Source organism: Streptomyces sp. NPDC031479, from assembly GCF_055581065.1.
The window spans coordinates 110,209-132,975 of record NZ_JBVIKC010000007.1 but is presented as its reverse complement, the minus strand read 5'-3'; the positions used below and the strand labels follow the sequence as shown (position 1 = coordinate 132,975).

The following is a 22,767-nucleotide window of genomic DNA, read 5'->3' as shown; positions in this document are numbered from 1 at the left end:
CCGCCGGACCCGAGGGGGTTGCCGTGGAACTGGACGAGATCAAGGGCCGCATGGCGGGGGGAGAGCCCTACCTGGCCAACGACCCCGCCCTGCGCCCCTACCGCAAACGCTGCGAGAACCTCCTGGACCGGTTCAACGCCACCGCGCTCGCGGACCAGGGCGAGCGCGACCGGATCCTTCGGGAGCTGCTCGGAGCCGTGGCACCGGGGGTGCGGGTGGTGCCCCGGCTCCTGTGTGAATTCGGGTTCTTCATCGAGATCGGGGAACGCTCCCGGATCAACTTCGACGCGGTCCTCCTCGACTGCGCGCCGATCACCATCGGCGCCGACGTCCGCATGGGACCGCGCTGCCAGCTGTACACCGCCAACCATCCGCACTCCGCCGAACTGCGCCACGGCATGTGGGAAACCGCGAAACCGATCGCCATCGGCGACGGTGCCTGGCTCGGCGGGGGCGTCATCGTGCTGCCCGGCGTCACCATCGGCGCCAATACGGTCGTGGGCGCCGGCAGTGTCGTCGCCAAGGACCTGCCGGCCGGCGTCGTCGCCGTGGGGAACCCCGCGCGCGTCGTCCGGGAGGCGCTCTGAGGCACCGGGCGGGCCGCCCGGCGGGCGGCGGCCCCGGTGCGGGAAGGAGATGGGCCGTGCCCACACAAGGACGGACGCCGCCGCGCGAGTGGTGGCGCGACGCCGTCGTCTACCAGGTCTACCCGCGCAGTTTCGCCGACGGGAACGGCGACGGGACCGGAGACCTCGCGGGGCTGCGCGCCCGCCTGCCCCACCTGGCGGGGCTGGGCGTCGACGCCCTGTGGATCACCCCCTGGTACCGCTCGCCCCTCGCCGACGGCGGCTACGACGTCGCCGACCACCGTGACATCGACCCCGCCTTCGGGACCCTGGCCGAGGCGGAGCTGCTCATCGCCGAGGCCCGCGCCCTGGACGTCCGCATCGTCGTCGACCTCGTCCCCAACCACGTCTCCCGCGCACACCCGTGGTTCCGGTCCGCGCTCGCCGCCCCCGCCGGTGCCCCCGAGCGCGAACCGTTCCACTTCCGGCCCGGACGCGGGGAGCACGGCGAGCTGCCCCCCAACAACTGGCTCTCCGAGTTCGGGGGACCGGCCTGGACCAGGACCACCGACGCCGCGGGACGACCGGGGGAGTGGTACCTCCACCTGTTCACCCCGCAGCAGCCGGACCTCAACTGGAACCATCCCGCCGTCCGCGCCGAGTTCGAGTCGCTCCTGCGGTTCTGGTTCGACCGCGGGGTGGCCGGCATCCGGGTGGACTCCGCGAACCTGCTGGCCAAGGACCCGGAACTGCCCGATCTGGTCCGTCCGCCGGACGAGCGGCCGCACCCGTACGTCGACCGGGAGGAACTGCACGGCGTCTACCGGTCGTGGCGCCGCATCGCCCGCTCCTATCCGGACGAGCGCGTCCTCATCGGCGAGATCTGGACCGGCGAGGGCGAACGCCTGGCCCGCTACCTGCGCGACGACGAACTCCACTCGGCCTTCAACTTCGCCTTCCTCAAGTGCGCCTGGGAGGCCGCCGCGCTGCGGGAGACCGTCGACGCCTCGCTGGCCACGAGCGCACGGGCCGGGTCCCCCGCGAACTGGGTGCTGTGCAACCACGACGTCACCCGGACGGTCACCCGCTACGGCCGGGCCGACACCTCCTTCGACTTCGGGAAGGTCACCGCCGGCGTCCCCACGGACCTCGCCCTCGGCACCCGGCGCGCCCGCGCCGCGGCGCTCCTGACCCTGGCGCTCCCGGGCTCCGTCTACCTCTACCAGGGCGAGGAACTCGGGCTGCCGGAGGTGGAGGACCTGCCCCCGGCAGCCCGCCGCGATCCGGTCCACTTCCGCTCCGGCGGCGTCAACCCGGGCCGGGACGGCTGCCGCGTGCCCCTGCCGTGGTCCGGCCGGGAGCGGCCGTACGGATTCGGCGCCGGCGCCGGCGCGGACACCTGGCTCCCGCAGCCGGACCACTGGGCCGCCCTCACCGTGGCGGCCCAGGACGCGGACCCCGCCTCCCTGCTCAGCCTCTACCGCCGGGCCCTGCGCCTGCGCCGCTCCCTGGGCGCCTTCCGGGGCGAGGACTTCGCCTGGGTGCCGGCCGGGGAGGACGTGCTGGCCTTCCGCCGGGACGACGTCCTGTGCCTCGTGAACTTCTCCGACCGCCCGGTGGCCCTGCCGCGGGGCCACACCGTACTGCTGGCGAGTGATCCGGCGTCCGGGCACGAGCTCGCGCCGCACGCCGCCGCCTGGCTCGGCCGGCCCCCGGCCGGCGCCCCCGACTCATGAACGACAAGCAAAGGTGGGAATCTGGTGGTAAAAGGCTACGTCGCGCTCGTGGACGCGAGTCCCGCCTGCCGCTCGGGCGGCCTGGTCGCCGCGTTCAAGGAACACGGATACGACGCCGTCCACGTGCAGAGCGTCCCGGTGCGGCCGGAGTTCTACGCGTCGGTGGTGCCCACCGGCTTCGCGGCCGAAGTGGTGCACCACGGAGACCTCGACGCGACCCTCGCGGAACTCGCCCGCTACCGGCCGGTCGCGGTCATCCCCGACAGCGAGTTCGGCGTCGGCTTCGCCGACCTGCTCAGCGAACGGCTGGGCCTGGCGACCAACGGGACGGCGGGCAGCCACGCCCGGCGCGACAAGTACGCGATGGTCGAGAAGATCAAGGCGGCCGGCCTGCGCGGCGCCCGCCAGCTGCTGGTCACGAACGCCGCCGAACTGGAGGCGTGGCACCGGGAACTGGGCGGCCGGATCGTGGTGAAACCCCTCAGCAGCGCGGGCAGCGACGGCATCAACTACTGCGACACCCCCGAACAGGCGGTGCGCGCGTACGAGGGGCTCGTCGGCACGGACGACATCTTCTCGCTGCCCAACGACACGGTGGTCGCGCAGGAGTACCTCGCCGGGCCCGAGTACGCCCTGAACACGGTCAGCCGGGACGGCGAGCACCACGTCTGCGACATCTGGACCTCGACGCACATCACCGCGAACGGGGTCCTCGACCTCTGCGACGGGATGGTGCTGCTGCCGTACGAGGGCGAACGGCTCGACGAGATCGTCCGCTACGCCGAACAGGTCCTGGACGCCCTGGACATCCGCCACGGACCCGCCCACGTCCAGCTCAAGATGACACCGTCCGGCCCGTGCGTGATCGAGGTCGCGGCACGCATGGGCGGCGGCAGCACGGCGCACTACGCCCGGATGGCGACCGGCGAGTCCCAGCTGAACTGGACGGCGGACGCCTACGTCCGCCCGGAGCGCTTCCACGAGCGCCGTCGCGAGCGGTACCGGGTGGAGCAGTTCGTCGCCGGCGCGCCCATGATCTCTCCGGTGGAGGGAACCCTCCGGGGATACACGGGCCTCGACGAGCTGAAGAAGCTGGAGAGCTTCATGGGCGTGAGGGAATTCGTGCGTCCCGGGGAACAGATCGTCCCGACCGTCAACGACCTCACGTACCCGCTGCTCGTCGAACTGCGCCACGAGGTGATGGAAAGCGTGCTGCGCGACCTCGCCACCGTCCGCTATATCGACGGCCGGGATTTCTACGACATCGACTGACGCATTCCACGGCAAGCCGGCCGACAGGTCCCGGAATCCCGTGACTTGGCCGCCCATCGGCACACCGGCAGAATTGATTCCATCAAGGGCGAAGGGAAAAGGATCCCGGAGCCGGAACGAACAGAAGGAGCATTCCATGAAGAAGGTCGAACTCGCCGCCAAGCCCGTCCAGGCCCGCAGCATCAAGATCCACTACCAGCGCTGACCCGCCGATGATCCCGACCGGGGGCCGGAGCGACCGGCCCCCGCTCGGGTCGCCAAGGAGACCCCCATGCTGCTGCGCCGCGCGCACAACCTCGTCTGCTACTGGCGTGACGGGGCGTTCGTCATCCAGAACTACCTCGGCGGATCCGAGGTCTCGCTCGCGCCGATGGCCGCCGACCTCCTCGCCGCGTTCACCGACTGGACCACCGTCGACGAGGCCGTGACGATGTTCCCGGACCACGATCCCGACTCCTGCCGCGCGGCCCTCGCCGAGCTGCACGCCTACGGCTTCCTCGTCTCCGAGGACGAGCGCGAGCGCGACGACCGGCTGGCCGAGCACTGGGACACCTGGTCGCCGGAGGCCGGCGCGCTGCACTTCTCCAGCAAGGACGCCCCCTACACCGATTCCCCCGAGGTCAACGAGGACTTCCGGGCCGGGAAGCGCCCCGCGCTGTTCAAGAACTACCCCGCCGCGGACCGGATCCTGCTGCCCCGCGCCCCCCTCGACGTCGACGCCGGTTTCGTCCGCACCCTCTACGGGCGGCGCACCCACCGGGCCTTCCGGCAGGTGGACCTGCCGCTGCCGGTGCTGTCGGGACTCCTCGCGATGGTGTTCGGCCCCAGCGAGTTCCTCGACGGCCAGGACTTCGGCGCCCTCATGAAGCGCACCAGCGCCGCAGGCGGTTCGCGGCACGAACTGGAGGCGTACGTCGGCGTCTTCGCGGTCGAGGGCGTCACACCCGGGCTCTACCACTACAACGTCCTGGAGCACTCGCTGGAGCTCCTGGACCCCGCCTTCACCCGCGAGCGGGCCGCCCACCTGAGCTTCGACCAGGAGGCCGTCGGGGAAGCCCCGGTCACGGTATTCGTGACCGCGGTCGTCGAACGCATGAGCAGCAAGTACCGGGCGCCCCGCGCCTACCGGGTGATGCTGATGAACGCCGGCCACCTCGGCCAGACCTTCGCCCTCACCGCCACCGCGCTGGGCCTCGGTCCCTTCCAGACCGCGGCCTTCCGCGACAGCGAACTGGAAGACGCCCTCGGCGTGGACGGCATCGCCGAAACGGCCCTGTACGTCCTGGCCGCCGGGATCCCCGCGGGGGACCGGCAGGACGCCGAGCCCACCGCCGGTCTCGACGCCTTCCGGCGCGCGGCGCTGTATCCGGGGGACCGCCCCGCCTGACGGCCGCGGGACGTGGTGGTGACGCGCCCCGGTCCCCGGGAGCCCTCCAGGGCTCCCGGGGACCGGGGCGCACTGCGCTCCTAACGGTTTTGGCACGCCTTCTGGAAGGCGCGGTTGGCGGCCTGGGTCCAGCTGTTCCAGTAGGCGTCGCTGTGCTGCTGGCCGCTCTTGTCCGCCACGGGCGGGGTGGCGCAGCTCGTGGCGGCCGCTGCGATGCCCGCCTTGGCGCCGGCCGCGCTGCCCGCGGCCCGGTCACGCCGGGAGCCGGGCTGGGTCGGGCTCGTGGCCTTCGGTGACGTGGCCGCGGGGACCCGCTTGCAGTTCACGAAGACGAAGGGCTGGTCCTCGTTGACGGCGAGCACCGTGTAGTCGACGTTCTTCTGGAAGCGCTTCAGGAGGAAGTGCCCGGTCGCGTCCACGTTCAGGTCTTCGGTGCTCTCGCCGTCGTTGAGCTTGCGCGGTGGCGTGAACCCCTCACCGGAGATGGTGACGGCGGTCCCGTCCGCGTTGGGCGTGACCGTGCAGCTGGCGGCCGGCACCGCCGCGCCGGAGGCCGGCGCGAGGACGACGGCACTGCCGCACACGACCGAGGAGACGAGCAGGGAGGTGATCACGGCGCGTCGGGTGCGTCGGTACATGAGGGTGCTCCCATCGGGCATCGGATCGTCGGGCCCCGGAGGACGGCGCGGGAGTCGAGGGGGAGCGGGTGCGGCCGCATGCAAACGGGCAGGCGGCAGCCCCGGGGACGGCGGTGCGCCCTCTCCGTGCCTCGGGCTTCCCACCGACCGCCGCGCCCGGTGCGCGGCGACCGGGCCTATCCGGACGTGCCCGTCCCCTCCATGCTGCCCCGATCACCCCGGGGTGTCGACCGGAAGCCGACGCGGCCTACCGCCAGGCCGCCGAACCCGGCGGCAGCATCGCCCGGAACCGGGCCGACGGCTCCACCCCCAGCTCCGCCCGGACCAGCCGCCGGAACGCCCCGTACTGGCGGACCGCCTCCACCGCGTTGTGTTCGGCCAGGTGCACCGCCACCACCGCCCGGTGCGCGCTCTCCCGCAACGGCTCGATGCCCACGCAGGTGAGGGCCGCGTCCAGGGCCAGGGCGTGCCGGCCGGAGCGGATCAGCCGGGCGCTGAGCGCCTCCAGCGCGTGCAGCCGCAGCTGCCTCAGCCGCTCCCGTTCGAGGAGGGCCCATTCCTCGTCCCAGCCCGGCAGCAGGTCCCCCGCGAACAGCAGACCCAGCCCCGGGTCCTCTCCCGGATCCCCGTCGGCGTCCACGACGCGCAGCGCCGTCCGCCGGAAGGCGTGCACGTCGACGGTGACTTCCTCGTGGAGCGAGAGCATCTCGCCCCGGACGTCGACGACGTGCCGGCCCCCGCGGCGCAGCCGCCACAGCGTGGTCCGCAGACTGCCCTGCGCGTGCCCCTCACCGGAGTCCGGCCACAACGTCCCCGCGAGGACGCCCCGGCTGACGCTCCGGTGGAGCGCGAGGAAGGCCAACAGCCGTTGTCCCGGGGCCTCCACGGCGACCGCGCCGCCCGGGGCCTCGTAGCGGAAGGTGCCCAGCAGCCGCAGTACCGGCGCCGGGAGCGACGTGTCGTACGGCATCGATCCCCTCTCCCCCTGTGCCCTGCTCCCTTCCCTCCGGCCGGTCCGCCGAACGCACTCGTGCGGGTGGTTTGCGCAGGTCTCAGCGGCCGCGCACCGTGTCCAGGATCCACTGCTGGATCGTCGCCGTGAGTTCGGCGTCCCGGTTCCTCCAGCGCGCGATCTCGGCGGGATCGGTGTAGTAGTTCGAGGCGTGCTCCCAGGCGGACCAACCGCGTGCGCCCTTCGAGGAGTTCGCGGAGGCGTCCATGAGGACGAGGTTGTCCTTGCGGACCGCCAGCCGCTCGCGCTCCAGGGCCTTGAGCTTGGTGAACCCGTCCATCTGCGCCATGCGGTCCAGCGAGACGACGTGGTCCACGGCCAGTTTCCCCGACGGTGACCGCAGCGTCCCGACCCGGTCGGCCGTCCCCGACGCCGCGACCTCGGCCCGTTCGGGGGATCCTTCGAAGGCCGCCCGCATGCGTTTGACCGGGCTGACCCGTGCCTTCTCGGCGAGCGCCTCGGCCGCCAGTACGTCCTGCCGCGCCCGGGAGATGAGCCCCCGCTTCACCCAGGTCCTGCCGCTGCCGTCGCGTTCGACGATGTCGTCGAACCCCTTGAAGCTGTCGTCCAGCTCCTTGATCCGCTCGGTGTCGCGCGCCCCGGACGGCGTCTTGGGGCCGGCCCTCCGCTCGGCCAGCAACTCCTCCCGGGTCTGGTGCCGCGACCGGAGGTCTTCCCAGGCCTTGACCAGGGCCTTCTCCGCCTGGTCCTGCTCCTGCGTCGGCGGATGCCAGGCCCGCATGTCCGCGATGATCGACTCGAACTCGCTCGCACCACCCGCCTTCCGCGCGGCGGCCGACCGGTCGACGAACTCCAGCAGGGTGGCCTCGTCCATGCGGCGCGCCCTGCCGGCCGCGACGATCTCCTTCACCTCCGTGAACGCGGCCTCCAGCTCGACCCTGGCGGCGCCGGACAGCTTGGTCACGTCGCCCAGGAGGTCGATGAGCTGCTTCTCCCTGCGGAGCTTCGTGAACGTGTTCGCGCCCAGCCGGACGAGGTGGAAGAGGCCCCTCCTGAGCAGCCGGGGCTCGGGGACGCCGAGGAAGGCCATCGGGCTCGCATGGAGCTCGCCGACCACCTGGTCCAGGCCCCGCGCGGCCGCCGCCCGGGTCTTCAGGGCCTCCTTCACCGCCCGGTCGAGCCCCTCGGCCTCCTCGATCCTCGCGACGAGCGTCCGGTAACGGGCCGCCGCCGACTCCGCGTCCGACGCCGCCGCGAGCTCGCGCAGCGGGCCCTCCAAGGCGGAGAGCGCCTTCGCCGACGCCTTGAAGAGCACGACGGCCGAGACCCCCAGGTCGACCGCGGCCGCGGCCACGGCGACCCCGACCCACAGCAGCGAGGGCTCGTCCTCGATGAACGACAGCCGGTAGTCCGCCGACTGGACCCGGTACTCCTCCAGCGCCTGCCCGGCCTGGTAGGCGCTCAGGGTCGTGGTGCCGAGCAGCGCGACCGCCGCCACCCAGCCTCCGACCGGGACGAGGGCCGCGAGGACGAGGGCGAGGACCCCGAGGACCGCGGCCGTGAACACGTGGGACCGGCGGACCTCCTCGACGTGGTCGTCCACGATCCACCCGTACACGGTGGCGCCGTCCGCACCCAGACCCTCCTTCGTCGCCCGCACCAGGTCGGGCAGGCTGTAGACGCGCTCGGGATCCGCCGTGAACTCGCGCCGGGCCCCGGCCGTGTCCGCGAGCCGGGCGTCGACGACCCCGAGGAGGTGGTCCCGCGCGCCCGCCTCGTCGAGGCCGGACAGTTTCTCCAGGTCGGTGGCCCGGCCGAGTTTCGCCGGGTCGAGCAGGGGGTCGCCACCGCCCGCGGACAGCACCGCCCGCTCCGCCGAGTCCCGCAGCGAAAGGGCCTCCCGCTGGTACCCGCCCGCCCGCGCGGCGGCCCGGTTCCGTTCGAAGGAGGACTCCGGGTCGGCCCCGGCCCGGATGCTTCGTGCCGTCGACTCCGCCCGCGCGGCCCGCTCGTAGAGTCCGCGGGCGCCCGACGCCGCGATGCCGGAGACCAGGGAGGCCACGTATCCGGGCGCCCGCAGCCGGCCCCGCTCCACGTACAGCAGGTGGTCGTAGTGATCGAGGACGTCGAGGGCGGCCTCCACCGCACGGGTGCGGAACCGCAGCCGGTAGACGGCCATCGCGTCGAGGAAGGCCTGCTCGCCCTCGAACCCGTGCCGGGCCAGGGACTCGCCGAACCGGGCGGCGGCCTCCGTCGCCCTGCGCTCCAGACCCGGCTGGTAGGCGACGTAGGGCCCGCCCCGGACGGCATCCCGCCGCGTGCTGTCCCGCTCCCGCCACAGCCGGTAGAGGTCCTCGCAGCCGAACAGGGCGAAGGCCGCCTCCTCGGTGCGCCCCGCGTCCGCCTCGCGCAGCCGCTCCCGGTCCTCGAACCGGCCGATGCCCGCGTCGAGTTCGTCCCAGTCGTCCGTCGAACCGTTCACCCGGTCCAGATAGGCGGCGCGCTGCGCCGGGGTGAGGGCGGTCAGCCTGCGGGCGAGGCGCAGGGCCTTCTCGTAGTCCTCGGGGACCAGGGTCCGGTCGCCCGCGAAGAGGATCCGCCGGACGTCCTCGGGCAGCGCCTGGAGCTCACGCAGCAGGGCGTGTTCGTAGGTCACGTCCGCGCGGGCCCCGAGCCAGTGGGCGCGCAGCACGGCGTCCTCGGGGCCGCTGCCGAGCTTCGTTCCCGTGGGCAGGCCGCTGCGCTGCCAGAACCGGGCGTCCGCCTCCGCGTTGATCCGGTCCTGCTCCTCCTGGGGCAGCCGGTCCAGGGCGGCCTGGGTGGAGTCGTTGACGGTCAGCCAGATCTTGCCGTTCAGGACGTCGTCGGCACCCGCCGCCAGGCCGCCCGGCTTCTCCCAGTGCCACCAGGGCAGCCGCCGGTCGACCTCCCCCTCGTCCGTCGTCTGGTAGTACTGGCGGATGAACTGGCGCAGCAGCTCCGCCGGGTTCATCTCCCGCGTCACGATCAACTCGTACGGCCGCCCGCCGCCCCGCGCCCTCCTGGCCGGGGGCGCCGTCGCCGGGGGCAGCGGCTTGCGGTGGATCCTGCCCGCGCCCTCGCCCCGCGCCTGCTGGGCCACGTGGGCCAGCTCGTGGGCCAGCAGTCGCCGCCCCGCGTCCGAACCGGGCCGTGCCCCGTCCCCGAGGACGATGTGGCCGCCGACCGTGTAGGCCCGCGCACCCAGGGCGGCGGCCGACGCGGCGGCTCCCGGCCCGGTGTGCACCCGGACCCGGGACAGGTCCCAGCCCAGCCGGGGCTCCATCGCCGCCCGCGTCGCCGCGTCCAGGGGCGCCCCGGCGTCCCCCGTCGGGGAGGCCGCCGGGAGGGGGCGCGGCAGCGGGCGCACGGCCCCCGGCGCCAGGGACGCGTACCGCTCGGCGAACCGGTCGGCCTCCGCCTCCAGCCGTTCGTCGGGCTCCGGCGCCCGGGGATCCACCGCCCGCCGCACCGACCGCCGCTCGGGCCGGGCGGGCCCGGAGGGGACGGCGGGCACCTCGCGCGCGGCCACCGCTCACCCCGCCGGGGGGAACAGCGGGGAGAACACGGGCACCAGGGGTACGGGGTCGCCCTCCCCGGCGGGCAGGTACGCCAGCGGGGCGTACCGGTAGACCACGCCGTGCGGCTCGACGGCCGCCGGCCCGTCCTCGGCCTGCGGCCACAGCACGTCACAGGGGACCGTGCGGGCCGGAACCAGCCAGTGGTCGCCCCGCCGGAAGCGCCCCGCCGTCCGCTGCCCGTCCGGCCCCCGATCCGCGTCCGGGCCCGCCTCCGTCGGCCGCCGCGGGGCGTCGAAACGTACCTCCACGCCGTCCTCCAGGGCGATCCACGTGTCCAGGACCACGGGCAGGGCGTCCTCGCCCCGCGGCGGCCGGTGGTCCCAGCGCCGCAGGTACGGGTGCAGTTCCGGATCCCCGCCGACCTGCGGGGGCGGCTGCCCCCCGGGCGGGCCCGCGTTGGGGTCGGCGTCGAGGGTGAGGGTGCGGCCGGGCACGTCGACCGCGACGATCCGGTGGACGCGCTGCGGCGGGCCGCCCGGCACCTCGTCCGCGGCGTGCACCGCCGCGGCGTCGTCGACGAGCTCGACCAGGTCGCCGACGTCCACCCCCAGCCGGTGGTCGCGCCCCCAGCCCTCCACCGTCACCACCGGCCCCGCCACCGAGGTCACCGGCAGGGCCACCGAGGCGTTCTCACGGGACCAGACGAACGTGGCCACCGGCTCCGCGGCGCGGCCGGCGCCCCGCCCCCGGCGGGTCCGCACCACCGGCCGCGCCGGGTCCGCGCCGGGGAGCAGGCCCGCCCCCGAGGTGTGGACCTGCACCCGGTACAGCTGGTTCTCCGGCCCCCGGAACCGGGCCCGGGGCACGACGGCGCACGGGTCGGACGGCCCCGCCGGCTCGTACCGGGCCCGCGCCGCCAGCCGGCCGGCCGGCCGGTACAGCCCGTCCAGCCAGGACCGGAACCATGCGGGAGCCTCGGCGGCCCCCGGATCCGGATCCTCCGCCCCGAAGCCGTGCAGCACCACCTGCCAGACGACCCTGGCCCGCGCCGCGGTGTCCGGACCGGCGCCGCCCAGCGCGATCTCGCGGATCGCCGGGTCCTGGATCACGGTGACCTCCCGCTCCCAGGCCCGGAGGTAGACCAGCGCCGGACCCGCCGGGACGGGGGCCGTCTCGGGGTCGACGTGGCCGTCGGGCTGGGTCAGGTACGTGGTCGGGACGTCGTTCTCGACGAGCAGGCCGTCCACGTACAGCCGCCCGGCGCCGATCGCGAGGTCGCGGTCCGGGTCCTGCGGGATCCGGGCCACCGAGAACCCGGGCGCGCCCCGGGGCACGGCCGCCGGCCCGAGCACGTCGGCGACGACGGTGCGCAGGTAGTGCAGCAGCACGGCGGTCTGCTCGTTCGCGTCGGCGTCCAGGGTGACCCGCCCCTGTTGGTGGACGATCCGCGAGTAGTGCTTCGACGGGTCGAACGAGACGCGCGAGATGTCGACGGACAAGATGTGCCTCCTCGGGGACGGAACTCAGGTGACGAACAGGACGCCGCTCGACGTCCCGGCCGGCGTGTACTCCGCCAGCCGCCTGCGCAGCCCGTCCTCGCGTTGGGGCTGGAACAGGCCGTGGAACGCGCCGAGTTCGGAGCCGTCCTCGGCGCCGCGGCGGATCTCGGGCGGGCAGGCCGCGGAGAGCTGCGCGTAGCCGGGCGTCCCGTAGGCCGTGCTCGTGAACCGGGGGACGACGCGGGCCGGGTCCCCGGAGGCGGCCGGCTCGCAGTGGAAGGGCGCGGGCGTGCGGGAGCCCGGCGCGAGGTAGCTGAACCGGACGCAGCCCCGGTCGCGGACCGCGACGTGCGCCACGCCGTCCAGCAGGGAGTCCTCCACGACCCCGACCGCGTGGGTGCGCACCGTCCCGATGACCGTGGTCGCCCGCGCCGACAGTTCGGCGTACGCGCACCCGCCGTCCGGTCCGCCGAACGCGGGCAGCGCCGTCGACGTGGCGTCGAGGACCGAGTCGCGCAAGAAGACCCGGTTCGGCGCGGCGCACTCCCCGTCCGCCTCCACCAGGACGGCCCCCGTGACGCTGTCGCGGACCTCCACGCACGCCGGGGTGCGCACGAGCTCCAGGCTGGGCTCACCGGGATGCTCGCAGCCGCAGCCCCGGTCGAGCGACCAGCCCGGCACGAGCGTGCAGTGGCTGATCTCCACCCGGCCCACGGGCCCCTGGACGCGGACGCCGCGGCCGGTCACCAGCAGCCCGGCGAGCCGCAGCGAGGGCAGCGGTCCCTCCCCCCGGCCCGTCCCGGTGAACCGCAGCGCGTCCGGGCGGTCGGCGTGCCAGTCCAGCAGCCGCAGCACCGGCCGGCTGCCGGGCGCCGCCCGCACCGTGAGCCGGTCGCCCAGGTCCAGCCGGATCTCGGTCCGCTGCCGGAACGCCACCGACCCCACGAGCTCGATGACCGCCTCGCGGCGCGCCGGGTCGGCCCGCTTGTCCTCGTACCACCGGGCGACGGCCTCCGCGGGCCGCTCGAACTCCTCACCGGGCCCGACCCGGTAGCGGGCCGCCCCGGGCCCGCAGGGCGCCACGGGCAGCGGGTACTCGCCACCGCCCATGGGCGCCGAGAAGGCGTGGTGGTAGCTCACCCGCAGCCCCGCCTCGGGCGCCGAGCGCGGCGCGAAGGCGATCCGCCCGAGCACCGGGTCCACGGCGACCTCCCCCCGGCGCGGCGCCCGGCCCCCGGGCGACGGCTCCCAGTGCGACAGGTCCGCCGCGACGATCGCCGACAGCGGCACCGGCGTGCCGTCCCCGCTCCACACGCACAGGCTCTTGCCCGGCCCGTAGTACCGGGCCGTGTGCTCCTCGAACGCCCGCCGCCGGATGAAGGCGGGGACGTTCGTCTCGTCCGCGATGTGCGTCGGCGCCGGCTCGGTCACGGGAAGCGTCACCAGCGGGGTGTCGTTGCCGAGGACGCTGAAGGTGTAGTGGCCGCGGTCGCGGTCGACGCAGTACGCCGGTGACCGGGTCAGGGAGTGGGCGCCCAGGCGCCACACGAACAGCCCGACGCCCGCGACGCCCTCGTGCCCCGGACCGTGCGCCGACTCGACCCCGCGGACGTCCGCCGTGTGCGCGAGCCGGTCGAACGGCCCGTCCACCAGGTCGAGTTCACCGCCGCACCGCAGGTCCGCCAGGCGTCCGGAGCGCAGCCGCTCCCCGATGTCCGGCCCGTAGGACGCGTACCGGCGCACGGGCTGGTCGAAGGCGAGCAGCGTACGGAACTCCACCGCGCGCGCCGGCCAGTCGGCCACGTCGCGCGCCAGGTCCTCCAGCACGGCGAGGGTGCCCTTGCGCCGCCGGTTCGCCAGGGTGCGGGCGACGTCGCGACGGGGCGCCACCGCGGCCGCGAGCAGGGCCGCGGCCCCGTCCCCGCGGGCGAGCGCCGCCTCGTGTCCGGGCAGGGCCTCGTAGCCGACCAGCGCCCCGATGTAGGGCAGCACCCAGTCCTGGCAGGTCTCCACGAACCAGTCGGCGTACTGCCGGCGCACCGACTCCCGCACGAGGACGCGCTGTTCCTCCAGCACCTCCAGCAGCGCCCGCAGCGGCATCCCCTCCTCGGCGTCCCGGCGCCGGTAGAGGGCCGGCAGCAGCTCGTACAGGGTCCGCTCCGCACCGGTCGTCACGGCAGCCTCCGCAGGATCAGGGTCTGGGGCAGGTCGGGGGTCATCACGGCCAGCTGGGCCGGGCGCACGGACACGGAGACGACCAGGCGCCGCCCCGGCTCCAGGGCCGGCGAACGCAGGCCCGGGTTGAGGGCCACCAGCTCCTCCACCCGCAGGCCGTGGCGCACGGCGACCGACGTCAGGGTGTCGGCGGCCCCGGTCGGGTCGTCGCCGACCACGTGCACCCGGGGTTCGGCCCGGGCCGGCAGCGCGTCCACCGTCGCCGCCGCGCCCCGCAGACCGGAGACGAGGTCGACGAGGGCCAGCGGATCGGCCGCCGAGCCGATCCCGGCGAACACGTCCACGTCGAGGTGGCCGACCCCCGGCACGGCCTGCGCCGCGGCCAGGACGCGGCTGAGCCGGGCCGGTTCGGCCAGATCGCGCGCGGCGAAGCCGAGCACGCCGAGGACGGCGGCCCGCACCGCCGGTTCGACGGTCTCGAAGGAGTGGTCCGGCAGCACCTTCACACCCGCCGACAGGACCAGCAGCACCAGCTCCCGGACGTCGACCCGCACCGGGACGTGCGGATCCCCGAAGTCTTCGAGCGCGGCCGACAGTCCGGCCGTCAGCGGGTCCGAGGCGGTGACGGGCACGTCGCCGGCGGCGGCGACCGTGACGTGGACGATGTCGCGCCGGCCGTCGAACAGCCGGGCGGCCACCGCCCTGCCGATCCCGGCGCGGGCCCGCGCGAAGTCGGCGTAGTCCCGTACCGACAGCAGCCGGTCCAGGGCCCGGGTGCGCAGCGGGATCACGGCGCGCAGGTCGCGCGGCCCGTCGGCGTCCGCGCCGCCCGTGGAGGCGAGCGGATTGGTCACGGTGCCCACCCCGAGCGGACGGCTCACGGCCTGGGTGATCCGGCCGGGGGGCAGGTTGCCGTCCGGTCCCGCGCCGACCCGGTAGACGGCGGTGACGTTCTCCACCCCGCTGCGCAGCCGGGCGCCGTGGACGCCGTCACCGAACGCCACCGTGGCGGTGCCGGCGCCCGGGTCCCGGTCGAGCGCGTAGGCCGGGTCGGTCGGCCCGAGGAGCGAGAGGTCCTCGGTCAGGGGGCGGCGGACGCCGTCCACCCGTACCGTCAGGGCCGGTTCGGCGCCGTCGGGCGTGGCGGCCGGCAGGTACGTCAGCGGCGCGGCGGCCGTCACCCCGCGCAGCGCGAACGACTGCCCGCCCCGGGAGGCGTCCCCGCTGCCGAGGACCTCCGACCGGGTCTCGCCCTGCGTGGCGGGCACCACGTTGCCGTACACGGTCACGGTGGACCGCCGGTAGGTGTAGGTGAGCGGCGCCGCCAGGAGGAGCTCGGTGCGCACGGTGTCCCCGCCGGCGGCGGGGTCGACGCTCTGACGGACGGAGGCCAGCATGACCGGCTCGCTGCCGGGGACACCGGTGGTCCCCGGGACGTCGGTCCGCTCGCCGGAGACGACCAGCCGGCGGCCGGGCAGCAGCCCGGGGCAGACCCCGGCGAGCTCGATCCGGGCACCCGCGACGTCCTCGGTGACCGGGTCGTCGGCCAGGACGAGGTCCTCGCCCGCCGCCCAGACGGTGATGTCCCCGTACGGAACGCCGCCCCCCGCGTCCGGCGCCCCGTGCCACGGGCCGTCCACGGTGAGCCGGGTGACGGGCACGAAGACCGGCGGCGCGGCCGCCGCGACGGGGAAGGGCAGCCGCAGCTGGGTGACGTCCAGGACCCGGACCACGTGGCTCTCGGGCGCCGGGCGGGCCTGCTCGGCGAGCACCAGGGAGCCCGGCAGCACCCCGTCGAAGTGGCCCTCCAGGTAGAGGTACTCGCTCCCGGCGGGCGCCTCAGCGCCCTGCGGGTCCAGGCGCGGATCCACCGGCCGGGCCTTGACGCGCGGCACCTGCACGCCCGCGTTCTCCCGGGGCGGGGCGATCCGCTGCGTGGCCCAGGCCCGGTGGACCGCGCCGGCCAGCCGGGGATCGGCCGCCGCGAGCAGCCCGGGTACCGAGTCGGAGCGCGGGTCCCACGCCTCGCACGGGTCGGTGTCCAGGTCCCGGCCCGCCGTCGGGGGCAGGGGCGGGGTGCGGCGCAGGGCCGGGAGCACCGCGGCGGTGGCGACGAGCGCCGTCGCCCGGTCGCAGTCCGGGGAACCGCAGCCGTCCCCGTACCGGGCTCCGTCGCCGTCCCGGTCGTCGCCGTCGTCCTCGCCGTCCCGGTCCCCGTTCCCGTTCCCGTTCCCGTTCCCGTCCGTGTCCGTGCGCCGTTCACCGGGCGTGCAGGGGCAGGCCAGCGCGTGCGCGAGCGCCCTCAGGTACTCGACCTCCGGCAGGCTGCGCCGGTGTTCGGCGGCCACGGCCGACAGCGCGGCCCGCAGGGCCCGTACCGCCTCGGCCACCTCCCCGGCGAGCCACCCGGCCAACGCCGCGTTCCCCCGGGCCCCGGTGAAGGCCACGCCCTCCGCGAGCAGCCGGGCGGCGTCCGCGACCCTCCCGTACGCGTGGCTCGCGGCGCCCCCGTCCGGGGCCAGCCGCTCCAGCGCCGCCGCGACCGATGCCCGCAGGACCGTCGCGGCCGGCACCCGGGGTCCGCTGCCGGCCACGGCCAGCAGTGCCTCCCGGGCCGCCTCCGCCGGGTCGGCGGGGGAGTCGGGGACGAGGTCGACGGCGGTGAGCGCGGCCGGGTGGTCGGCGGTCGCGCCCGCCACCACCCGGACGACCGGATCGTGGGCCGAACCGAACAGCAGCAGCAGCCGGTCACCGGGCCGCAGCCCCAGCGCGGACCCGGTGAAGGTGAGCCGCTCCAGCCCGCGCGCCGTACCGGCCCGGAGCCGGGGCGGAGCCGTCGTCCGCACAGGGAGGGTGTTCCAGGCGGCATCGGCCGTGAGCTCCTCGGCCGTCTCGAAGGTCTGCGGCAACCCCCCTGGCGCGGGCACGCTCTTGGCCTGCGACCCGGCCGGTACGACGGTCCGCGCGCCGGGGTCGAGGGTGTAGGCGAGGTATCCGCCGGCGCCGAGGGCGGGCCGCGGCCGGTGGCCGACCAGCCGCCCGAGCCGGACCAGGGACTCCGCCTCGACGGCCGTGGGCAGGTAGCCCTCCTGCGCGTGGCGCTCCCCGTAGAAGGTCAGCACGTCGGCGACGACGGCCCAGCAGTCGAGCAGGGCGACCGCCGGATCGTCGGTGGTGCGGGCGGTCAGCCGGTCGAGCTCCGGCCGGCTCGCCAGGCGTTGGAGCATCGCGGCCATGAACCGCCCGTGCGTGCCGACGCGGTAGTCGATCGAGGAGCGTCCCGGCGGGTTGTACGTGGACGCCGGCGTCGGCGGACCCCCGCGGCAGCAGCCCCCGCCCCCGCCGTTCCCGCTCCTGGTGACGCCCCCGCTTCCCCCGCACCCGCATCCGCCGTGCCCGCTCATCGACCGCCCCCGATCCGCAGTTCCAGTACGCCGTTCCCGGGCCGGGCCGGATCGCCGTCGAGGCGCGCGATCTCGTCCGGTCCCATGGGCAGGACACCCTCGCGCAGCGCGTCGGGCGAGGGCTCGAAGAGCCGCTCCAGGGCGGTGACCGAGACCGACAGGACGCCGGGCACGGCCGCCGCCACCGCGACGATCCGGCTCACCCGCACGGGGGTTCCGAACGTGAGCGCGTCGGGGTGGAAGAAGGCGGGCGCGCCGTCGGCCGTGCGGCCGTGGCCCAGCACCCGGGCCAGGGCCGCGCGCACGTGTCCCGCCACCGCCGACGGCTCGGCCTCCACGCACAGCGCCAGCCGCAGCGGCACCTGCCGGGCCGGCCCCACCCGCACCTCGTGCCCGATCCTGCGCACCCGGTGCAGCCGCTCCCGCACCCCGTCGAGCAGCTCCTCCGGGGCGACGTCCGTCCCCAGCGCGTCCACCGCCACCTGGGCCTCGTACCAGGAGCCGGTCCAGCGCAGCCGGGCACCGGCCCCCTGCACGCCGGGCACCTCGCCCGCCAGTGCCGCGTAGTCGGCCTCGGTGACGGCCCGCAGCAGCCGGCGCAGCGCCTCACCGGGAGCCCGTCGGCGTACCTCGGCGAGCGGTTCGGGGTCGGCGCCGCCCGTGGCGGGCAGCGGGTTGCGCACCCGGACCGTCACCCCGGTGACCCCGCACAGCTCGACGGTGTCGATGGCCTCCGCCCCCACGTTGCCGGCCGTCCCGTTGCCGAGCCGGTAGCGCAGCGCGAGCACGGAGCCCGGGGCGGGGACCGCGCCGTGGCGGCCGTCGCCGAAGCGCAGCCCGAGGACGCCGTCGTCGTCGAGTTCGCCCACGAAGCAGCGGTCGGCGGGCCCGCAGTCGAGCAGGTCGCGCCGGGGCAGCCACGGTGGCCCCGCGGCGCTCGCGCCGCAGTCGTGGTCGTGGCCGTCGCTGTCGCCGTGGCCGTCGCCGTGGTCCGCGCGGACCTCCACCACGGGCAGGGCCGCGCGCGGATCGGGTGCCAGCGCCCGCGCGGCCGGCCCGTGGAAGACCGCAAGCTCCGGGTCGAGCGCCCCGCCCTCGGCCGCGCCCCAGCCCTGCCCGATCTCCCAGCCCTCGTCGGCGGCCCGCAGCACGTACCCGGCCCGTGCCCGGCGGGCGAGTTCCCGCAGCCGGGCGAGTTTGCGCTCCAGCAGCTCGTCGAAGCGGGCCACGAGGGTGCGCAGCGCCGCCACCGGTTCGGCGGCCAGGGGCAGCCGGCGCAGCGCGGCGGCGCCGAACACGGTCGTCAGCCAGGCGAGGGCCGCACCGTCGGGGCGGTGTCCCCCCTCGGCGGAGTGCAGCAGGTCCAGCAGCCGGTCCCGGGCGCGGCCCGGGATCCCGTCCAGCCGCCGGGCCTGGGCCCGCGCGACGTCCGCGGGCAGCGGGAAGGGCACGCTCCAGGTGACCGGAGCCGCGGCGCCGTCGCCCGGTACCCGCGGCTCGAACCGGTCTTCCGCCGGCGGGTAGGCGGGCAGCGCCACCGGGCCGTCCGTCCCGGCGCACCCGGACTCCGGCGGGCACGGACAGCCCTCGGCCCCCGGGGGCCGTGCGGGCCGGGTGACCCGCTCCGGCTCCGCACCGCACCAGGTGCGGCTCGCCCCGTGCTCGACGAGCACGGTGTTGCCCCGGGCCACGGCGACGTCCAGCGGGACGCACTCCGGACCGCCGACGGCACGCACCCGCAGCGGGAAGGACAGGGCGTCCGCCGCGTCCCACTCCACCTCCAGCAGGCGCTGCCCGTAGAGCCGGTCGACACCGCGCCGCACCGCGACGAGCCGCACCGCCTGCCGGTGCCCGCGGTCGGCGTCGGCGGGCAGTCCCGTGGCCGCGCCGAGGACCTCCTCGAAGACCACGACGTCCCCCGCGCGCAGCGACAGCCGGTGCTCGCCCTCGCCGTCCCGCAGCGCGGCCGAGGTCGTGCCGGCCGGCAGGGAGTACTCGTGTTCCCCCCAGCTCCACAGGCCGATCCGGCCGTGCGCCGGCCGGACGGTGACCGGCTCGGCGCGGACGGGCTCGAAGACCTGCCCGCCGGCCCGGAACCGGAAGGTCCCGGCCGGCAGGGTGGCCCGCGCGTCCGAGGACAGGCAGACGAACGCCCGCGCGGCGCAGCCGTCGTGCATCGGGTAGTCGACGAGCCGCACGTGACGGCGGACCGAGGTGCGCAGCCGGGCGGTGTCCAGGTAGGCCTCCGCGGCGACCGCGTCCTGCTCGTAGCTCAACTGGTCGCCCGCGTACGCGAGGAGCTCGACGAGGGCGACCGTCATGTCGGCGGCGTGCCGCTCGCCCCATTCGGGCAGCGTCAGGGCGAGCCGCTCCAGCAGCGCCCGGCGCAGTCCCGCGTAGTCCTTGGCGAGGTAGTCGATGACCGGCTCCGGGAACGCCCCGGGCGGGCACGGGTCGGGCCCGCAGTCCACCGTCGCCGGACAGTCCTGGCCGAAGGTGAACCCGGCGGACGCGAAGAACGGGTCGAAGCCCTCAGGGGGTTCGGTGCCCGGCCGCCCGGAGGCATCGGTCCGCACCACGCACAGGCGGTACGCGGACACGTCGCCCGGCCGGTCAACCCGCAACAGCACCCGGCCGGGCGGCTCCCCCTCCGCGTCGTCGCCGCGACCGGGGTCCGTCTCGACGGACACCACCCGCAGGTCCCGGGCGACGACCCCGCCGTCGATCCGGAAGTTGGCCGGCACCAGCTCCGCGGGCACCGGACCGAAGAGGGTGACGGCGAGCCGCGTACGGCCCCCGTCCACCGTCACGGACTCGATCCCGGCCAGACCGGCGGCCCGCGCGTCGCGCTCCCGGACGCCGAGGGCGTGCTCCCCGCTCACCTGATCACCCCGCTGTCGAAGGCCTCGGTCCGGACGGCGCCGGTCGCCAGGAGTACGTAGCCGATCTCGATCCGCAGGGCCGCGTCCTCGGCGGTCACGGAGAGGGACCGGACGGCGATGACGTCGCCGAGCCAGCGCTGCAGAGCCGTCTGCACGGTCACCTGGAGGGCCGCCGCCAGGTCGGGGCCGTTCGGCTCGAAGACGAGGTCGAGCAGGCCGCAGCCGAAGTCGGGCCGGACCACCCGCTCCCCGGGACGGGTGAAGAGCACCTGCTCGATCATGTCGCGCACGTGGTCCTCGGTGCCCGTGAGCCGGGTGCGGCCGGTGGCGGCGGTCCCGAAGGGGAAGTCGACGTCCACGGCGCTCACCCCGCCGTCACGCGGAGCTGGCCGGCGACGACCAGCGGGGTCGTCGGGGGCGGCCCGGCGCACACGCCCGAGCCGGGTACCGGACCGGCCGGCGGGAGGGCCTGTACGAGGACGGGCCGGCCGCCGGCCAGCAGCCGTGAAGCCAGTCCCGTCCAGCGGACCGTCGTACAGGGCGGCGAACCGGACACCCCGGGACAGCCGGTGACCACCAGCTGGTCGGCGGCGGTGGCCAGCGGCGCGCCGCCGGCCAGCACCCGGGTCTGCGCGGGGGTGTTCCGTACGGGGGCGAGGTGCCCGCAGGTGACCGCCGTCGCGGTCGTCACCACGGTTCCGGGCATCGCGCTCACCCCGGCAGCACGGTGAGCGCGCCGTTGCCGAGGTCGATCCCGGCCTGCGTCACCTTGATCGTCGGGCCGGCGGCGGAGGCACCGATCTCGATCCCGCCCTCGTGGAGCCGGATGTACGGTCCCGCCGGGCCCTTGAGCTGGAGCAGGATGCCGCCCGTGGGCCCCGCCAGGTCGGAGATCAGCAGGCAGCTCTGCGCGGGCGTCCCGATGACCACCTGCGGCACGCCGTCCGGCGCCGCCCGCGCGGCGGGCGGCATCTCCTGGGCTCCGCCGCGCCAGAATCCCGTCCACACGGCCCGGTCGGGGTCGCCGTCCACGAACTGGACCCAGACACCGGAGCCGACCAGCGGGACGACGTACATCCCGCTCGCGGGCCCGGCCAGCGGGGTCGCCGGGTCCGCCCAGATGCAGGGGTCGTCGCCGAGCACGTCGGTGACCCGGACCAGGAGCCGCCCGGAGCGCAGCTGGTCGATGTTGGAGGCCACCACCCCCTGGTAGAGGCCGTGGTACTTCTTCGCGTCCTTCGTCACGGGATCACCGCCGGGGTCAGGGAGCCGAGGCCGTCGCGGGTGAGGGTGAAGCCCTGCTTGTACTCGCCGCGCCGGATGTCGTGGGTCACGCTGGAGACGTAGTACAGCCCGTCGTAGGCCGGTCCGGCGCCGCGCACGCCCACCAGCCGGCGGGCGCGCAGCACGTGCCCGTAGCGCAGCACGTCGAGCTTGCCCGTCCCGCGTACCGCGTCGGCCGCCGTCGAGGTACGGCTCAGCCCCAGCAGCAGCGCCTCGGCCGGCGACCGGTCGCCGACGTCGGGCAGCGGCTCCTGTTTGAGCGTCACCGCGGGCCGCGCCGCGAGCGGCGGGTGCAGCAGGCCGATGTCGGGAACCGGCAGGCCGACGCCCAGTTTGGTGACCGGTTCCGTCACGGTCACCGTGTACTGGGTGCGGGAGAGCCCGTCGTACGTGAACGACAGCGACTCGGCGGTGGCCGCGGCCCCCGCCCCGATGGTGAGGGCCGGCTGGACCGGCCCGGTGCGGACCTCGGGACCCCAGTAGGCCACGCTGGTGCCCGGGACCGGACCGGGCTCCAGGAAGAAGACGTACCCGACCTCCGAGGCCATGGCCTTCAGGTACTCCAGATCGGTGGACGCCTGGACGGGGATGTGCACCACCGGGTTCGGCACGTCGGTGAGCACGGGCGGGACCGCCACCGGGGCGATCCCGTAGACGGCGTACTTGGCGCAGATCGCCGCGACGCGGGCCTGGTGCGGCAGCCCGGGGAAGCACGCCCGCTCGTGCCGGAGGTCCATCAGGACCGTCAGGTCCTCGCCGGTGACGGTCAGCACCGAGGCGCCCGGTTCGGCGCTCGGCGACAGTTCCTGCTGGGTGACGACCCCGTCCGCGAGAACGGTCGGGGTGCCGGCGACGACGCACACCAGGACCACCCGGACGCCGGGGTCGAAGAAGCCCGCGGGCAGCAGCGCCCGCTGGATGACGGAACGCGCGCTCACCGCGAAGGCCAGCTGGAAGCCGCTCGTCTGCCCCGACGCGGTGGTGACCCGGACCGACTGCAGGGCGTCGGCGAGCGGGGCGGGCACCGGGACGGCGAGCACCGGCCCCATCAGGAGCATCAGCCGCAGGGCGCTAGCCACCGAGCCCCCCGCCCGCGTCGAGCACGCCCGCGCCCTGCGGCATCCCCGCGGGCAGGGTGATCCGCAGCCGCCGTCCCGGGACCACGGTCAGCGACTCGGGGGCCAGGACCCGGTGCGCGTCGGCGATCCGCCAGGCCTGCTCCGGGTCGCCGAGCTCCCGGGCGGCGACGAGGTCCAGGCGCTCGCCCGCCACGACGACGTGCGTCCCCACGGTGATCAGGGTGTCCGGGTCCGGGGGGAAGCGGCGCCGGACGTAGGTGACGGTCCGGCCGTCCGGGAGGGTGAGCGAGGCGGTCGGGACGTTCTGGTAGCGGCTCGTGGCGGAGAACACGC

At 75.6% G+C, this 22,767-nt stretch carries 16 protein-coding genes; 4 read left to right on the top strand and 12 right to left on the bottom strand.

Annotation, left to right across the window (positions count from 1 at the left end):
- Positions 1-29: 29 nt before the first annotated feature.
- The 4 genes from ACZ5D2_RS10965 (at position 30) to ACZ5D2_RS10950 (ending at position 4,961) form a co-directional block, all read left to right on the top strand.
- Positions 30-587: a sugar O-acetyltransferase gene (locus ACZ5D2_RS10965; RefSeq protein ID WP_371681384.1), complete on the top strand. Its 558-nt coding sequence runs from the start codon at positions 30-32 to the stop codon at positions 585-587.
- A gap of 56 nt (positions 588-643) precedes the next feature.
- Entirely contained in the window at positions 644-2,302 is a 1,659-nt protein-coding gene (locus ACZ5D2_RS10960; RefSeq protein ID WP_468928682.1) for a glycoside hydrolase family 13 protein, read from the top strand.
- A gap of 24 nt (positions 2,303-2,326) precedes the next feature.
- Positions 2,327-3,574, top strand: coding sequence for an ATP-grasp domain-containing protein (locus ACZ5D2_RS10955; protein ID WP_371680448.1), 1,248 nt, complete (start codon positions 2,327-2,329; stop codon positions 3,572-3,574).
- A 271-nt stretch (positions 3,575-3,845) separates the two neighbouring features.
- Positions 3,846-4,961 carry a SagB family peptide dehydrogenase gene (locus tag ACZ5D2_RS10950; protein WP_371680449.1) on the top strand — a complete coding sequence of 372 codons (1,116 nt, stop codon included), beginning with the start codon at positions 3,846-3,848 and terminating at the stop codon, positions 4,959-4,961.
- 80 nt (positions 4,962-5,041) lie between these two features.
- On the opposite strand, the gene ACZ5D2_RS10945 is transcribed toward ACZ5D2_RS10950, so the two are convergent.
- The 12 genes from ACZ5D2_RS10945 to ACZ5D2_RS10890 all read right to left on the bottom strand — a co-directional run bounded on the left by ACZ5D2_RS10945 (position 5,042) and on the right by ACZ5D2_RS10890 (position 22,765).
- Entirely contained in the window at positions 5,042-5,599 is a 558-nt protein-coding gene (locus ACZ5D2_RS10945; protein ID WP_371680450.1) for a hypothetical protein, read from the bottom strand.
- Between the two features lie 247 nt (positions 5,600-5,846).
- A complete protein-coding gene (locus tag ACZ5D2_RS10940) occupies positions 5,847-6,569 on the bottom strand; it encodes an AfsR/SARP family transcriptional regulator (protein WP_371680451.1) in 723 nt (240 codons plus the stop codon).
- 82 nt (positions 6,570-6,651) lie between these two features.
- Complete coding sequence (locus ACZ5D2_RS10935) at positions 6,652-10,122, bottom strand: eCIS core domain-containing protein (RefSeq protein WP_468928679.1); 3,471 nt, start codon at positions 10,120-10,122, stop codon at positions 6,652-6,654.
- Between the two features lie 3 nt (positions 10,123-10,125).
- Positions 10,126-11,610, bottom strand: a complete 1,485-nt coding sequence (locus tag ACZ5D2_RS10930; protein WP_371680454.1) for a DUF6519 domain-containing protein — start codon at positions 11,608-11,610, stop codon at positions 10,126-10,128.
- A gap of 24 nt (positions 11,611-11,634) precedes the next feature.
- Positions 11,635-13,785 (bottom strand): hypothetical protein, encoded by a 2,151-nt coding sequence (locus ACZ5D2_RS10925; protein ID WP_468928676.1) that lies wholly within the window; start codon positions 13,783-13,785, stop codon positions 11,635-11,637.
- Complete coding sequence (locus ACZ5D2_RS10920) at positions 13,782-17,012, bottom strand: putative baseplate assembly protein (protein WP_468928674.1); 3,231 nt, start codon at positions 17,010-17,012, stop codon at positions 13,782-13,784. The genes ACZ5D2_RS10925 and ACZ5D2_RS10920 overlap by 4 nt, the downstream gene beginning before the upstream one ends.
- 173 nt (positions 17,013-17,185) lie before the next feature.
- Positions 17,186-20,071, bottom strand: coding sequence for a putative baseplate assembly protein (locus tag ACZ5D2_RS10915; protein ID WP_468928673.1), 2,886 nt, complete (start codon positions 20,069-20,071; stop codon positions 17,186-17,188).
- Entirely contained in the window at positions 20,068-20,430 is a 363-nt protein-coding gene (locus ACZ5D2_RS10910) for a GPW/gp25 family protein (protein WP_371680458.1), read from the bottom strand. Before ACZ5D2_RS10910 ends, ACZ5D2_RS10915 begins: the two co-directional genes overlap by 4 nt.
- Positions 20,431-20,435: 5 nt before the next feature.
- The gene (locus tag ACZ5D2_RS10905) at positions 20,436-20,777 is read right to left on the bottom strand and encodes a hypothetical protein (protein ID WP_371680459.1); all 342 of its coding nucleotides are present in this window, start codon (positions 20,775-20,777) and stop codon (positions 20,436-20,438) included.
- Between the two features lie 5 nt (positions 20,778-20,782).
- Positions 20,783-21,316 (bottom strand): phage baseplate assembly protein V, encoded by a 534-nt coding sequence (locus tag ACZ5D2_RS10900; protein WP_468928670.1) that lies wholly within the window; start codon positions 21,314-21,316, stop codon positions 20,783-20,785.
- Entirely contained in the window at positions 21,313-22,434 is a 1,122-nt protein-coding gene (locus tag ACZ5D2_RS10895; protein ID WP_468928668.1) for a hypothetical protein, read from the bottom strand. Before ACZ5D2_RS10895 ends, ACZ5D2_RS10900 begins: the two co-directional genes overlap by 4 nt.
- Positions 22,427-22,765 (bottom strand): LysM domain-containing protein, encoded by a 339-nt coding sequence (locus ACZ5D2_RS10890; protein ID WP_371680462.1) that lies wholly within the window; start codon positions 22,763-22,765, stop codon positions 22,427-22,429. The genes ACZ5D2_RS10895 and ACZ5D2_RS10890 overlap by 8 nt, the downstream gene beginning before the upstream one ends.
- Positions 22,766-22,767 lie beyond the last annotated feature (2 nt).